Genomic DNA, 14,090 nt, shown 5'->3' with positions numbered 1-14,090 from the left:
CCTTCGCTGCGCTGCGGGGCCACCTGCGCCGTGGCGGTTGCGGGGTTCGCCGTGAAACTCACTTCGCTCTGCGAGCTACGTTCAAACAATCACGGCGAGTCAGATGACGAAGCAGTCCTGTCCTTCGGCAGGACTGCAACCCCGCAACCGCCACGGCGCAGGCGCGGACATACGGGGAGTGGGTGCGGGCCTTCGCTGCGCTCGGCCTGGAGTGCTGGGGCGCTTGCCCTCTTGAAAGCCTCTATCATCGCGGCAGCCCCCTGTTCCGGGGCCGGTGCGTAAGAACACCCAAAACGAAGCGGTGCGGCCTCGCCGTCAAGGAGGCCTTGTCACGTCTGATTTCCGGAGCGTGGGCGCAAGCCTGCGTTCCTGCGGTTACGGACGGGATGGGGCTACCCGCAAGGGCGTCCGCACGGCTTCGTTCGTGTTCTTAACATCCCGTCCACCTGTCTGTGCGTAAGAACACGGACCGGTGGTTTTTGTTCTCACGAAGGAGTACGAAACCATGCACGGCATTTCTTCTTTTGCATTCCCCTCTGCCACCCAAGCGCCTCACTCTGGCGCGTCTGCCGTGGGAAGGGTGGCGCCATGAGTACCGCTTCCACAACCCTGACCCAGCCCACGCCGCAGCAGTTGAGCCATGCCGTGACCGAAATCGGCCGGCTGACGCTGCAGGGCAGCAGCGAGGTGTACTCGCTGGGCCAGCTGGCGCTGGCCTGGCTGGAGCGGCCCGAGGGCTACCGCAATCTGGAGGTGGTGGCCAATGCGCTGCAGGCCATTTGCGGGGCCGCGCAGCGGATGGAGGAGCTGGTGGAGGACGAGGTCAACCACGTGCATTGCCTGCAGGAAGACCCGGCGTATCTGCGGCGGATAGCGGCTGCTGCGGTGGCGTTCCAGCGCTGATTCGCTGGTCCGCTTGCCAGGGCGCCCCGGGCTGCTGACACCCGGAATCCGCCCAATGAAAAAGCACCTCGAAAGGTGCTTTTTTCTCGTCAGCCGGATGCTGTTCAGGCCAGCGTGTAGGCGGTCTTCACCGTCGTATAGAACTCCTGCGCATAGCGGCCCTGTTCGCGCGGGCCGTAGCTGCTGCCCTTGCGGCCGCCGAAGGGCACGTGGTAGTCCACGCCGGCCGTAGGCAGGTTGACCATGACCATGCCGGCCTGGCTGTGGCGCTTGAAGTGGGTGGCGTGCTTGAGGCTGGTGGTGGCAATGCCTGCGGCCAGGCCGAAGGGCGTGTCGTTGGCCACGGCCAGGGCTTCCTCGTAGTCCTTCACGCGGATGACGCTGGTCACGGGGCCGAAGACTTCCTCGCGGTTGATGCGCATGGCGGCCTGGGTGTCCACGAACAGGGTGGGCGCCATGTAGTAGCCCTTGTTGCCGCTGCCGGTGTGGCAGGCGGCGGCAGCGCCGCCGGCAGCCAGCACGGCGCCTTCGGCCTTGGCGATTTCCACGTAGCTCAGGTCCTGCTCCAGCTGGGCCTGGCTGACCACGGGGCCCATGTCGGTGCCTGCGGCGCGGGCATCGCCCACCTTGATCCTGGCCATGCGGGCCTGCAGGGCCTCGATGAAGGCGGGGTAGATCCTGTCGGTGACGATGAGGCGGCTCGATGCCGTGCAGCGCTGGCCCGTGGAGTAGAAGCCGCTTTGCGCGGACAGCTCCACGGCCTGGGTGAGGTCGGCGTCGTCCAGCACGATCTGCGGGTTCTTGCCGCCCATCTCCAGCTGCACCTTCTTGCCGCTTTCCACGCAGGCGCGGGCAATGCCGCGGCCCACGCCGACGGAGCCGGTGAAGCTGATGGCGGCCACGTCGCTGTGGCGCACCAGGGCATCACCGATGACACGGCCCGGGCCCATGACGAGGTTGAACACGCCGGCCGGAATGCCCGAGCGGTGAATGATGTCGGCCAGCGCCCAGGCGCTGCCGGGCACGAGGTCGGCAGGCTTCAGGACCACGCAGTTGCCGAAGGCCAGGGCCGGGGCGATCTTCCAGGCGGGAATGGCGATGGGGAAGTTCCACGGCGTGATCAGGCCCACCACGCCGACGGGCTCGCGCGTGATTTCCACGCCGATGCCGGGGCGCACGGAGGGCAGGGTTTCGCCGGCCAGGCGCAGGCATTCACCCGCGAAGAACTTGAAGATCTGGCCTGCGCGGCCGACTTCGCCAATGGCTTCGGGGCGGGTCTTGCCTTCCTCGCGCGCCAGCAGGTCGCCCAGCTCTTCCTTGCGGGCCAGGATTTCGTTGCCGATCTTGTCCAGGGCGTCGTGGCGGGCCTGGATGCCCGAGGTGCTCCAGGCGGGGAAGGCTGCGGCCGCCGCGGCGATGGCGGCTTCCACATCGGCGGCATTGCCCTGGGCGTACTCGCCGATCACATCGGACAGGTCGCTGGGGTTGGTGTTGGCGCTGTAGCCGTCGGCAGGCTTCCATTGGCCGTTGATGAGGTTGTCGTAGCGGGACATGAGGTGCTCCGGGAAAGGGGTAACGGAAGGAAGGGGTCAGCGGACCATGCAGGGGCGCTTGTTGTCGAAGGTCCAGCCCGGGATCAGGTATTGCATGGCCATGGCGTCATTGCGCGCGCCCAGGCCGTGCTCCAGGTACAGGGCGTTGGCGCGCTGCAGCGCGGCGCGGTCCACGGTGACACCCAGGCCCGGGGTCTTGGGCACCTCGACGAAGCCGCCCTTGATCTGCAGCGGGTTCTGGGTGAGGTACTGGCCGTCCTGCCAGATCCAGTGCGTGTCGATGGCCGTGACCTTGCCGGGCACGGCGGCGGCCACGTGGGTGAACATGGCCAGCGAGATGTCGAAGTGGTTGTTGGAGTGCGAGCCCCAGGTCAGGCCCCAGTCGCGGCAGGTCTGGCCCACGCGCACGGAGCCGGCCATGGTCCAGAAATGCGGGTCGGCCAGGGGGATGTCCACGGACTGCAGCGACAGCGCATGCACCATCTGGCGCCAGTCGGTGGCGATCATGTTGGTGGCCGTGGGCAGGCCGGTGGCGCGGCGGAATTCGGCCATGACTTCGCGGCCCGAGAAGCCGTTCTCGGCGCCGCAGGGGTCTTCGGCATAGGCGAGCACGCCGTGCATGTCGCGCATGAGGCGGATGGCGTCCTTGAGCAGCCAGCCGCCGTTGGGGTCCAGCGTGACGCGCGCCTGCGGAAAGCGCCTGGCCAGCGCGGTGACGGCCTCCACTTCCTGCTCGCCGGCCAGCACGCCACCCTTGAGCTTGAAGTCGTTGAAGCCGTAGCGCGCGTGCGCCGCCTCGGCCTGGCGCACGATGGCGGCCGGGTCCATGGCGGTCATGTGGCGCACCTGCGTCCAGTCGTCGCTGCCGCTTTGGTCTTCGCCGGGCCTGACGTAGGGCAGGTCGGTCTTGTCGGTGGGGCCGGTGAAGAACAGGTAGCCCAGCATCTCCACGCGGTCGCGCTGCTGGCCTTCGCCCAGCAGGGCTGCCACGGGCACGCCCAGATGCTGGCCCAGCAGATCCAGCAGGGCCGACTCCACGGCGGTGACGGCATGCACGGCGATGCGCAGATCGAAGGTCTGCAGGCCGCGCCCGCCCGTGTCGCGCCCGGCCAGGGCCTGCTGCAGGTTCTGCAGCAGCTTGAGGTGGTTGCCCACGGACTGGCCGATGAGCAGCGCCTTGCTGTCCTCCAGCGCCTGGCGTATGCCTTCGCCGCCAGGCACTTCGCCCACACCGGTGTGGCCCGCGCTGTCGTGGACGAGCACGATGTTGCGCGTGAAGTAGGGCGCATGCGCGCCGCTGAGGTTCATGAGCATGCCGTCGCGGCCGGCGACGGGAATGACTTCGATCTCGGTGATGGTCGGGGTGGAGGACATGGCGTGCTCTTGGATCGTTTGGATCGGTCTCTGGGAAAAAACGGCTATGCGGCGGCGGTGGCCGCCTGCTGCGCGGCGGACCACGGCACCTCGGCCTCGGGCCGGCCCGTGGCGATGAACTGCGCCAGGTTGCGCAGCATGAGGTCGGCCATGGCGCGGCGGGTTTCATGCGTGCCGCTGGCGATGTGGGGCGCAAGCACCACGTTGTCCTGCGACAGCAGCTCGGCATGGGGGCGGGGCTCGTCCTCGAACACATCCAGGCCCGCGCCTGCGATGCGGCCCTGCTGCAGGGCCTGGACCAGGGCGGCCTCGTCGACCACGCTGCCGCGCGCCACATTGATCAGAAAGCCCTGCGGGCCCAGCGCGTCCAGCACCTCGGCGTTGACCAGGTGCTGCGTGCCGTCGCCGCCTGCGGCCGTGATGACGAGGAAGTCGGCCCAGCGCGCCAGCTCCAGCAGCGAGGGCTGGTAGAGGTGGGGCGACCCCTCGACCGGGCGGCGGTTGTGATAGGCCACCTCCATGTCGAAGCCGGCCGCGCGGCGCGCCACGGTGGAGCCGATGCGGCCCATGCCGAAGATGCCCAGGCGCTTGCCGCTGGCGCGCGTGCGGATGCCGAAGCGGCCCTGGCTCCAGTCGCCCCGGCGCACGAAGCGGTCGGACTCGCTCAGGCCACGCGCCGCGTCCAGCAGCAGGGCAAAGGCCATGTCGGCCACGCAGTCGTCCAGCACGCCGGGCGTGTAGCCCACGCGGGCGCCCTGGCGCAGCAGGGACCCGCGGTCCAGCGCGTCAAAGCCCACGCCGAAGCTGCTCACGAAGCGCAGCCTGGGCAGGGCCTGCACCACGCTCGCGGGCACGCCCATGGCGGCCGAGGTGACCAGGTATTCGAACTGCGCGCCGTGCTCGGCGAGAAAGCGCTCGCGGTCGGGCTGCTCGGACAGCAGCGTCACCTCATAGGCCTGGGCCAGCTCGGCATCGAGCTGGGGCAGCGGCATCTTGCCGAACTGGAGAACGCGTGGACGGGAGGTCGCCATGCCTTGGAATCCTTGGAACTTGCAGGGGCTGGAAGCCCCGGTGAAAAGGGCCTGCGGTGCGCAGGCCAGCGGGAACGGCCCTGGGGCCGGCCCGTTGTTTCTAGCTCAATCAGCGGTGATTTTTCGGGTCTGGATCAGTTGCTTCCAGCGCTCCGATTCCTGGGCCTGGTAGCGCGTGAATTCCTCGGGCGTGTTGCCCACGATCTCCAGGCCCTGCTCCACGAAGCGCTTGCGGATGTCGGGCTGCTGCACGGAGGCGATGGCGGCCTTGGCCAGCTTGGCCTTCACATCGGCGGGCAGGCCCTTGGGCGCGGCCAGGCCTTGCCAGGAGTAGACCTCGGCACCCTTGACACCGGCTTCGGCCAGCGTGGGCACATCGGGCAGCACGGGCGAGCGCTGGCTGCCGGTCACGGCGATCGCATGCAGCTTGCCGCTGCGCAGATGGGGCAGCACGGCGTTGACGTTCTGGAACGAGAAGTCCACCTGGCCGCCGATCAGGTCGGTGATGGCCGGGGCGCCGCCCTTGTAGGGCACGTGCATGCCTTCGGTGCCGCTTTGCTGCCAGAACAGCTCGGCCGACAGATGGTCCGAGGAGCCGTTGCCCGAACTCGCGAAACTGATCTTGCCGGGGTTGGCCTTGAGCGCGGCGATGACCTCGGCCACGGTGCGGGCCTTCTGCGCGGGGCTGGCCACGAGCACGTTGGGCGCCTGCACGGGGATGGTGATGTAGTCGAAGTCCTTGCCTGCGTCATAGGGCACGTTCTTGACCAGGTGCGGCGTGACCACGAAGGGCCCCAGCGAGGCCACCAGCAGCGTGTAGCCATCGGCCGGTGCGCGCTTGACGGCGCCTGCGCCGATGGTGCCGGTGGCGCCCGGGCGGTTTTCCACCACGAAGGGCTTGCCCAGCTGCTCGCCCATGCTCAGGGCCATGGCGCGCGCCACGGTGTCGGTGGAGCCGCCGGCCGGGAAGGGCACGATGATGTTGACGGCCTTGTCCGGAAAGCTGCCGGCCGCCTGCGCCGTGAGGGCCAGTGCGGCACCCAGCGTGATCAGAATCTTCTTCATGTTCTTGTCTCCTGGGGGGCGCAAGGGCCGGACTGGCCCCTGCGTCCGGTCTTGTGGCTTATTGCGGGCCGAGCTTGTCGATCAGGGCCTTGAGCTCTTCCAGCTCGGAGGGCTTGAGGTCCGTCAGCGGGGCGCGCACGGGGCCTGCGTCGTGGCCGACCAGCTTGGCGCCGGCCTTGATGATGCTCACGCCGTAGCCTTCGACGCGGTTGCGGATCTTCAGGTAGGGCATGAAGAATTCCTTGAGCAGCTTGTGCTGCGTGGCCATGTCGTCGGTGCGCACGGCTTCGTAGAACGCCATCGCCGTCTTGGGGATGAAGTTGAAGACGGCCGAGGAGTACACCGGCGTGCCCAGGGCCTTGTAGGCGGCCGCATAGACCTCGGCCGTGGGCAGGCCGCCCAGGTAGGCGAAGCGGTCGCCCATCTTCATGAAGATGGCGGACATGGTCTCGATGTTTCCCATGCCGTCCTTGAAGCCCACCAGGTTGGGGCAGCGCTCGGCCAGGATGGCCAGCGATTCGGGCGTGAAGCGGGTGCGGTCGCGGTTGTAGACGATGACGCCGAACTTCACGCTCTTGCAGACCTGCTCCACATGGGCGATCAGGCCTTCCTGGCCGGCTTCGGTCAGGTAGTGGGGCAGCAGCAGGACGCCGTGGGCGCCCAGGCGCTCCGCTTCCTGGGCATGGGCAATGGCCGTGCGCGTGGGGCCGCCGGCGCCCGCGATGATGGGCACCTTGCCGCGGCAGGTGTCCACGGCGGTCTTGATGATCTGGCCGTATTCCTCGCCGTACAGCGAGAAGTACTCGCCCGTGCCGCCTGCCGCGAACAGCGCGCTGGCGCCGTAGGGGGCCAGCCATTCGAGGCGGGCCGCATAGCCCTTGGCATTGAAGTTGCCGTTGCTGTCGAAGTCCGTCACGGGGAAGGACAGCAGGCCGGAACTCATCACGTCTTTGAGGTCTTGGGGGGTCATGGTGCTCTCGGGAATAAGGGTGGGGAAGAAAGAAAAAAGGGTGGAATCAGTCGAGCTTCAAACCGGCTGTTTGAACCACTTTTTGCCAGCGCTGGCGCTCGGTGGTCAGGAAGCGCGCGGTCTCGGCGGGGTTCATGGTCACGACCTCGGCCCCCTGGCCCGTGAGGCGGGCGCGCACCTCGGGCGAGCGGATGGCGGTGATCAGGGCCTCATGCAGGCGCTGGACCACGGCCTCGGGCGTCTTGGCAGGAACGACCACGCCTTGCCAGGTGCCGGTCTCGAAGCCGGGCACGCCCTGCTCGGCGATGGTGGGCACGTTGGCGGCCAGCGGCATGCGCGTGCCCTTGGACAGGCCCAGCAGCTTGAGCTTGCCGCTTTGCACATGGGGGTAGGTGGCCAGCATGCCGTTCATCAGCACCTGGGTCTGGCCTGCCACCGTGTCCTGGATGGACTGCACGCCGCCCTTGTAGGGCACGTATTCCCAGCGGGCGCCCGTGGCGCGCGCCAGTTCCACGCCGGCCAGGTGCGGGGCGCTGCCCGTGGCGGTGACGGCAAAGCTCAGGTCTTCCTTCTTGGACAGGGCCACCAGCTCCTGCAGGTTGTTGGCCGGCACCGAAGGATGGACCACCAGCAGGTGGGGCGAGTAGGCCAGCATGGCCGTGCCGCGCAGGTCCCGGGACAGGTCGAAGGACAGCTTGGTGTAGAGCGAGGGCGAGATGGCCAGCGCACCCAGGTCGCACAGCATCAGCGTGTGGCCGTCGGGCTGGGCCTTGGCCACCATGTCGGCGCCCAGGTTGCCGTTGGCGCCGGGCTTGTTCTCGATGACCACGGGCTGCTTGAGTTCTGCCGACAGCAGCGGGCCGATGGCGCGCGCAATGATGTCCGAGCTGCCACCCGGCGGGTAGGGCACCACCAGGCGCAGCGGCCGCGTGGGCCAGTTGCTCTGGGCCAGCGCACCGGCGCCGGTGGCTACGAGGGCGGTGGCGCCAGCGGCGCGCAGGAACTGCTTTCGGCTCAGGGTCATGCTCTTGTCTCCGGGTTTTATGTTGTCAGTTGTCGTACAACTGAAGCCGATTTTTAACCGAGATCTGCAAGCAGTGATAAAGGGTTTTCCCTTGGTTGTCTGAATTCCCGTGACAACGCCATCGGCCCCGAAAGGCCCATGGGAGCACTCAGGCGGCGCTGGTCTTTTGCGCCAGGCGCAGGCGTTCGCGGCTGTTGGTCAGGTGGATGCGCATGGCCGCGCGGGCCGAGTCGGCGTCCTGGCGCTCGATGGCGGCGAGGATTTCCTCATGCTCGCGGTTGACGCGGCGCAGGTAATCGGGGTCGCGCTGTGGCTGGTGGATGGAGGCGATGCGCGTGCGCGGAATCAGCTGGGCGCCGAAGTGGCGCAGGATGTCGCCGAAGTAGCGGTTGCCCGTGGCCTCGGCGATCTGGGTGTGGAAGGCCAGGTCATGGGCCACCGTGTCCTCGCCGCGCGCAAAGGCGATCTCGAAGGCCTGCAGCGCCATGCGTATGCCCTGCAGCTGCTCGGGGCTGCGGCGCAGCGCGGCCAGGCCGGCGCTTTCGGTCTCCAGGCTGATGCGCAGCTCCAGCACGGCCATCACGTCCACGGCGGCCGTCAGCTCGTCGGCATTGAGCATCAGCGTGGATGCGGGCTGGGCGGCGCGCACGAAGGTGCCTATGCCGTGGCGCGTCTCCACCAGGCCCGAGGCCTGCAGGCGCGACAGCGCCTCGCGCACCACGGTGCGGCTGACTTCGTAGGTCTGCACCAGCGACGACTCCGTGGGCAGCTTCTCGCCTTCGGCCAGCAGGCCGTTGCGGATCTTGCTCGCGAACTCGTCGAACAGCAGGGCGGCCAGATTGCGGCCGCTGCGACCGGACTTTCCTCGCAGGGGAAGCTCGATCGTTGGGGGTGATGCGGGAAATCCCTTTGCCGAACTTTCCATGGTGCTGATCATAATCGCTCCAAGTTGTACGACAACGTATCACAAGACGTCCGCGCCATCGAGTTTTTCTGATCCTCCTGAACCCGCATTCCAGATGAGCACCACCCACGCGACCCACGCGATCCGCCACATACGCATCACGCCCATTGCCTTCCGCGATCCGCCGCTGCTCAATGCGGCCGGCATCCACGAACCCTGGGCGCTGCGTTCCATCATCGAGATCGAGACGGCCTCGGGCCTGGTCGGCATCAACGAAAGCTATGGCGACCAGCCCATGCTCGATGCGCTGGCCAAGGCCGCGCCCGCGCTGGTGGGGCTGTCGCCCTGGGCGCTCAACGAGATGGAGGTCCGCGTCGCGGCCCTGGTGGCGCCGCCTGCGCTGACGGCTTCCGAATTCCTGGGCCAGCAGGTGTCGCTGGCGCCGGGCACGCATGTGTCCAAGACCGTGGCCAAGGTGGTCAGCGCCTTCGAGGTCGCCATGCTGGACCTGCAGGGCCAGATGGCGGGCGCCCCCATCGTGGACCTGCTGGGCGGCGCGGCGCGCGACAGCGTGCCGTTCTCGGCCTACCTGTTCTACAAGTACGCCGAGCACATCGACAGGCCCTATGGACCAGATTCTTCGCCCGACGCCTGGGGCGAGGCCCTGGCGCCGCAGCAGCTGGTGGAGCAGGCGCGGCGCATGATTGCGCAGTACGGTTTCCAGAGCATCAAGCTCAAGGCCGGCACGCTGCCGCCCGAGCAGGAGGCGGCCGGCATCCTGGCGCTGGCCGAGGCCTTTCCGGGCACGCCGCTGCGCATCGATCCCAATGGCAACTGGACGGTGGAGACCAGCCTGAAGATCGTGCAGCAGCTGCAGGGCGTGCTCGAGTACTACGAGGACCCGGCGCCCGGCCTGGACGGCATGGCCGCCGTGGCACGCGAGTGCGATGTGCCGCTGGCCACCAACATGGTGGTGACGGACTTTGCCGAGTTCCGCCGCAACGCCGACATGGGCTGCCCCGTGAAGATCGTGCTCAGCGACCACCACTACTGGGGCGGGCTGCGCGCCACGCAGCGCCTGTCCACGCTGTGCCGCACCTTCGACCTGGGCCTGTCCATGCACAGCAATTCCCACCTGGGCGTGAGCCTGGTGGCCATGACGCACCTGTGCGCCAGCGTGCCCCTGCTGACCTATGCCTGCGACACGCACTACCCCTGGCAGGACGAGGAAGTGGTCGAGGGCGGCCGGCTGCAGTTCGAGCAGGGCAGCCTGCGCGTGCCCACGGCGCCCGGCCTGGGTGTGCGGCTGGACCGCGAGGCCCTGGCCCGCCTGCACGACAACTACCTGCACTGCGGCATCCGCAACCGCGACGACCTGGGGCAGATGCGCAAGTACGACCCCGCGTTCACCGGCCACCAGCCGCGCTTCTGAACCCGCTTTCACACCATTCCAACGACAAGCCCTTCCCGGAGACAAGCACCATGCAACGCCGCACACTCATCCAACATTCCCTCGCCAGCGCCCTGCTGCTGGGCACGGCCCTGGCCGCCATGCCCGCCGCCGCGCAGGGCAACTGGCCCACGGGCAAGCCCATCACCTATCTGGTGCCGTTCCCGCCTGGCGGCAATACCGATACGCTGGCGCGCGTGATCGCCCAGCCGCTGAGCAAGGCCCTGGGCACGCCCGTGGTGATCGAGAACAAGGGCGGCGCGGGCGGCAGCGTGGGCTCGGCCATTGCGGCGCGCGCACCGGCCGATGGCTACACCATCCTGGGCGGCACCATCAGCTCGCACGCCATCAATGTGAGCCTGTACGCCAAGCTGGACTACGACCCGGTCAAGTCCTTCACACCGGTGGCCATGCTGGGCTCGGGCCCGCTGGTGCTGGTTGTGCCGGCCTCCAGCCCCTACAAGACGCTGGCTGACGTGCTGGCCGCCAGCAAGGCCAAGGCAGCGGCGGGCGGACTGACCTCGGCCTCGCCGGGCAGCGGCACCTCCAACCACATGGCGCTGGAGCTGCTGGGCTACCAGACGGGCGTGAAGTTCACCCACGTGCCCTACAAGGGCAGCGGCCCGGCCGTGCAGGACGTGATCGGCGGCCAGGTGGACATGATGTTCGACACCGCCCTGGTCGTCGGCCCCCATGTGCAGGCCGGCAAGCTGCGTCCCATCGCTGTGACCAGCTCGCGGCGCCTGGAGTCCCTGCCCGATGTGCCCACCATTGCCGAGGCGGGCGAGAAGGGCTTCGACATGGGATCGTGGCAGGCGGTGTTCGCGCCCGCTGGCACGCCGGGGCCCATCGTGGACCGGCTGCATGCGGAGATCATGAAGATCGTCGCCACGCCCGAGGTGCAGGCGCGCCTGAAGAACTTCGGCATGCTGCCCTCGCAGATGACGCCGGCCGAGCTGGGCGAGTACCAGAAGGCCGAGGTGGTCAAGTGGGGGAAGGTGATCAAGGCTGCTGGAATTAAAGCAGAGTGACCCCCTGAGGCGCTTCGCGCCTTCCCCCTTCTCGCTTCGCGGAGGGGGACAACGCCTTCGCCGCGAGGCGGCTCTTGCTCGGCGTTCCTGAGTTGGGACGTGACGGTTGCGAGGGCTGCACTCCGATTGCGACAGGCCCCTAGAAAATTGAGACATTGCCATGAGTACCCCACTTCCTCTTTCCATCCGCATGCATCCGGCCGACAACGTGGCCATCGTGGCCAATGACGGGGGGTTGCCTGCGGGCACGGTGATGCCCGGGGGGCTGGTGCTGGTCGACAAGGTGCCGCAGGCGCACAAGGTGGCGCTGGTGGACATTGCCGAGGGCGGTGAGGTGCGCCGCTACAACGTGGTGATCGGCTATGCGCTGCAGGCCATTGCCGCGGGCAGCTGGGTGCATGAGCGGCTGCTGCGCATGCCGGGGGCGCTGTCTCTTGAGGGGTTGCCGATCGCCACGGTGCAGCCGCCCGAGCTGCCGCCGCTGACGGGCTACACCTTCGAGGGCTACCGCAATGCCGATGGCACGGTGGGCACGCGCAATATCCTGGCCATCACCACGACGGTGCAGTGCGTGGCCGGGGTGCTGGATTTCGCGGTGGGCCGCATCAAGGCCGAGCTGCTGCCGCGCTATCCGAATGTGGACGATGTGGTGGGCCTGGAGCACAGCTATGGCTGCGGCGTGGCCATCGATGCCGTGGGCGCCGAGATTCCGCAGCGCACGCTGCGCAACATCAGCCACAACCCGAATTTTGGCGGCGAGGTGATGGTGGTGAGCCTGGGCTGCGAGAAGCTGCAGCCCGAGCGGCTGCTGCCGCCGGGCTCGTTTCCCATCGTCGATGAGCGCGAGCCCGCGCTGGACGTGGTCTGCCTGCAGGACGAGGCGCATGTGGGCTTCATGTCCATGGTGGACTCCATCATGGGCAGCGCCAGGGTGCATCTGGAGCGGCTGGACGCGCGCCGGCGCGAGACCGTGCCGGCCAGCGCCCTGGTGGTGGGCGTGCAGTGCGGCGGCAGCGATGCGTTCAGTGGCGTCACGGCCAATCCGGCCGTGGGCTTTTGCACCGATTTGCTGGTGCGCGCAGGCGCCACCGTGATGTTCAGCGAGGTGACCGAGGTGCGCGACGGCATCGACCAGCTGACCTCGCGCGCCTCCAGCCCCGAGGTGGCCGAAGCCATGATCGAGGAGATGGCCTGGTACGACGCCTACCTGGACAAGGGCCGCGTGGACCGCAGCGCCAACACCACGCCGGGCAACAAGAAGGGCGGCCTGTCCAACATCGTCGAGAAGGCCATGGGCTCCATCATCAAGAGCGGCACGGCGCCCATCACCGGCGTGCTGTCGCCGGGCCAGCGGCTGGCCGACCGGGGCATCCAAAGCGGCCTGGTCTATGCGGCCACGCCGGCCAGCGACTTCATCTGCGGCACGCTGCAACTGGCCGCCGGCATGAACCTGCATGTGTTCACCACGGGCCGGGGCACGCCCTACGGCCTGTCCCAGGTGCCCGTGATCAAGGTGGCCACGCGCAGCGACCTGGCGCGGCGCTGGCATGACCTGATGGACGTGAACGCGGGCCGCATCGCCGAAGGCCAGGCCAGCATCGAGGACGTGGGCTGGGAGATGTTCCGCCTGATGCTGGACGTGGCCAGCGGCCGCAAGAAGACCTGGGCGGAGCAGTGGAAGCTGCACAACGCCCTGGTGCTGTTCAATCCAGCGCCCGTGACCTGAGCCGCGCCCACAGGCCCCTGTCGGCACAGGCTGACAGGGCGCTGGTGCGCCGCTGCGCACAATGGGGGCCATGCCCTCAGATACCCCGGAAACTCCCCCCGCCTCGTCCTGGTCCGCACGCCTGCAGCGCCTGATGGAGCTGAACCCGCTGCGCGCCATGTGGAATGCCGTGCAGCTGTGGCTGGACGCCGATGGCCTGCGCATGAGCGCGGCCATGTCCTTCTACGGCATCCTGAGCCTGGCGCCGCTGCTGCTGCTGCTGGTCGGCCTGCTGGGCTGGTGGGTGGACCGCAGCTATGTGGAGCACCAGTTGATCGACCAGGTGCAGGACGTGATCGGCGAGCGCGGTGCCCAGGTCGTGCGCGGCGCGCTGGAAAGCGCCCAGCGGCCCGACGAGGGGCGGCTGGCCTCGCTGTTCGGCTTCATCCTGCTGATGTCGGGCGCCACGGGTGTGTTCGTGGAGCTGCAGTCCGCGCTGGAAAAGCTCTGGACCTCGAACGGCGAGCCACCGCCGCCCAAGGCCGTGTGGTGGCGCATGGCCGCGCTGCGGCTGCGCGGCCTGACCTATGTGCTGGCGCTGGGCTTCTTGCTGCTGGTGTCCATGGCCCTGTCCACGGCCATCCAGCTGATCACCAACTGGGCCGGCACCAAGCTGCAGATGCAGCCGCTGGGGCCGCTGATCAGCCTGATCAACGAATGCGTGTCCTTCGGCATTGCCGTGCTGCTCTTCGTGGGGCTGATGCGCATCGGCAGCGGCCCCAAGCCCCGGCTGCGCTATCTGATCTTTGGCGCCATCGTCGGCGCCCTGCTGTTCACGCTGGGCAAGCAGGCCCTGGCCTGGTATCTGTCCACGGCGGCCGTGGTCTCGGCCTATGGCGCGGCGGGTTCGCTGGTGGTGCTGTTGATGTGGATCTATTTCTCGTCGGCCATCCTGCTGCTGTCGGCCGCCACGGCCAAGGCTTTCAGCGACGCCGAGGTGCGCTTCACCCACCCCATCCGCTGGGCGCCGCCCGCCGGTCCAGCGCAGGCCAGGGACACTTCGGACGGCAAGGGCTGAGC

General features: G+C 68.2%; 12 protein-coding genes. 5 read left to right on the top strand and 7 right to left on the bottom strand.

What is annotated here, in order from left to right; all coding sequences use genetic code 11:
* Positions 1 to 588 precede the first annotated feature (588 nt).
* On the top strand, positions 589 to 903 hold the full coding sequence (locus tag AC57B5_RS19520) for a hypothetical protein (RefSeq protein ID WP_238001575.1): 315 nt from the start codon (positions 589 to 591) through the stop codon (positions 901 to 903).
* Between the two features lie 104 nt (positions 904 to 1,007).
* Here AC57B5_RS19520 and AC57B5_RS19515 read toward each other — a convergent pair whose 3' ends face one another.
* The 7 genes from AC57B5_RS19515 to AC57B5_RS19485 form a co-directional block, all read right to left on the bottom strand.
* The gene (locus AC57B5_RS19515; protein ID WP_496400157.1) at positions 1,008 to 2,456 is read right to left on the bottom strand and encodes an aldehyde dehydrogenase family protein; all 1,449 of its coding nucleotides are present in this window, start codon (positions 2,454 to 2,456) and stop codon (positions 1,008 to 1,010) included.
* A 36-nt stretch (positions 2,457 to 2,492) separates the two neighbouring features.
* Positions 2,493 to 3,830, bottom strand: coding sequence for an enolase C-terminal domain-like protein (locus tag AC57B5_RS19510; RefSeq protein WP_099732508.1), 1,338 nt, complete (start codon positions 3,828 to 3,830; stop codon positions 2,493 to 2,495).
* A 44-nt stretch (positions 3,831 to 3,874) separates the two neighbouring features.
* Complete coding sequence (locus AC57B5_RS19505; RefSeq protein WP_496400156.1) at positions 3,875 to 4,861, bottom strand: 2-hydroxyacid dehydrogenase; 987 nt, start codon at positions 4,859 to 4,861, stop codon at positions 3,875 to 3,877.
* Between the two features lie 105 nt (positions 4,862 to 4,966).
* The gene (locus tag AC57B5_RS19500) at positions 4,967 to 5,926 is read right to left on the bottom strand and encodes a Bug family tripartite tricarboxylate transporter substrate binding protein (RefSeq protein ID WP_012202189.1); all 960 of its coding nucleotides are present in this window, start codon (positions 5,924 to 5,926) and stop codon (positions 4,967 to 4,969) included.
* Between the two features lie 58 nt (positions 5,927 to 5,984).
* Positions 5,985 to 6,896: a 5-dehydro-4-deoxyglucarate dehydratase gene (gene kdgD, locus AC57B5_RS19495; RefSeq protein WP_012202190.1), complete on the bottom strand. Its 912-nt coding sequence runs from the start codon at positions 6,894 to 6,896 to the stop codon at positions 5,985 to 5,987.
* A 46-nt stretch (positions 6,897 to 6,942) separates the two neighbouring features.
* Positions 6,943 to 7,920, bottom strand: a complete 978-nt coding sequence (locus tag AC57B5_RS19490; protein WP_013800130.1) for a Bug family tripartite tricarboxylate transporter substrate binding protein — start codon at positions 7,918 to 7,920, stop codon at positions 6,943 to 6,945.
* Between the two features lie 148 nt (positions 7,921 to 8,068).
* Positions 8,069 to 8,857 carry a FadR/GntR family transcriptional regulator gene (locus AC57B5_RS19485; RefSeq protein WP_012202192.1) on the bottom strand — a complete coding sequence of 263 codons (789 nt, stop codon included), beginning with the start codon at positions 8,855 to 8,857 and terminating at the stop codon, positions 8,069 to 8,071.
* Between the two features lie 82 nt (positions 8,858 to 8,939).
* On the opposite strand from AC57B5_RS19485, the gene AC57B5_RS19480 reads away from it, so the two are divergent.
* From AC57B5_RS19480 to AC57B5_RS19465, 4 genes are all read left to right on the top strand, one after another.
* A complete protein-coding gene (locus AC57B5_RS19480; RefSeq protein ID WP_492386143.1) occupies positions 8,940 to 10,256 on the top strand; it encodes an enolase C-terminal domain-like protein in 1,317 nt (438 codons plus the stop codon).
* A gap of 50 nt (positions 10,257 to 10,306) precedes the next feature.
* A complete protein-coding gene (locus tag AC57B5_RS19475; RefSeq protein ID WP_141832844.1) occupies positions 10,307 to 11,305 on the top strand; it encodes a Bug family tripartite tricarboxylate transporter substrate binding protein in 999 nt (332 codons plus the stop codon).
* Positions 11,306 to 11,465: 160 nt separating this feature from the next.
* Entirely contained in the window at positions 11,466 to 13,031 is a 1,566-nt protein-coding gene (garD, locus tag AC57B5_RS19470) for a galactarate dehydratase (RefSeq protein ID WP_496400155.1), read from the top strand.
* Positions 13,032 to 13,101: 70 nt separating this feature from the next.
* A complete protein-coding gene (locus AC57B5_RS19465; RefSeq protein ID WP_034397739.1) occupies positions 13,102 to 14,088 on the top strand; it encodes a YihY/virulence factor BrkB family protein in 987 nt (328 codons plus the stop codon).
* Positions 14,089 to 14,090: the final 2 nt, after the last annotated feature.

The organism is Delftia sp. BGA-UO-ETr-SB1 (genome assembly GCF_059567865.1).
The sequence above is the reverse complement of the archived record's forward strand: the minus strand, read 5'-3'. Positions and strand labels throughout refer to the sequence as shown.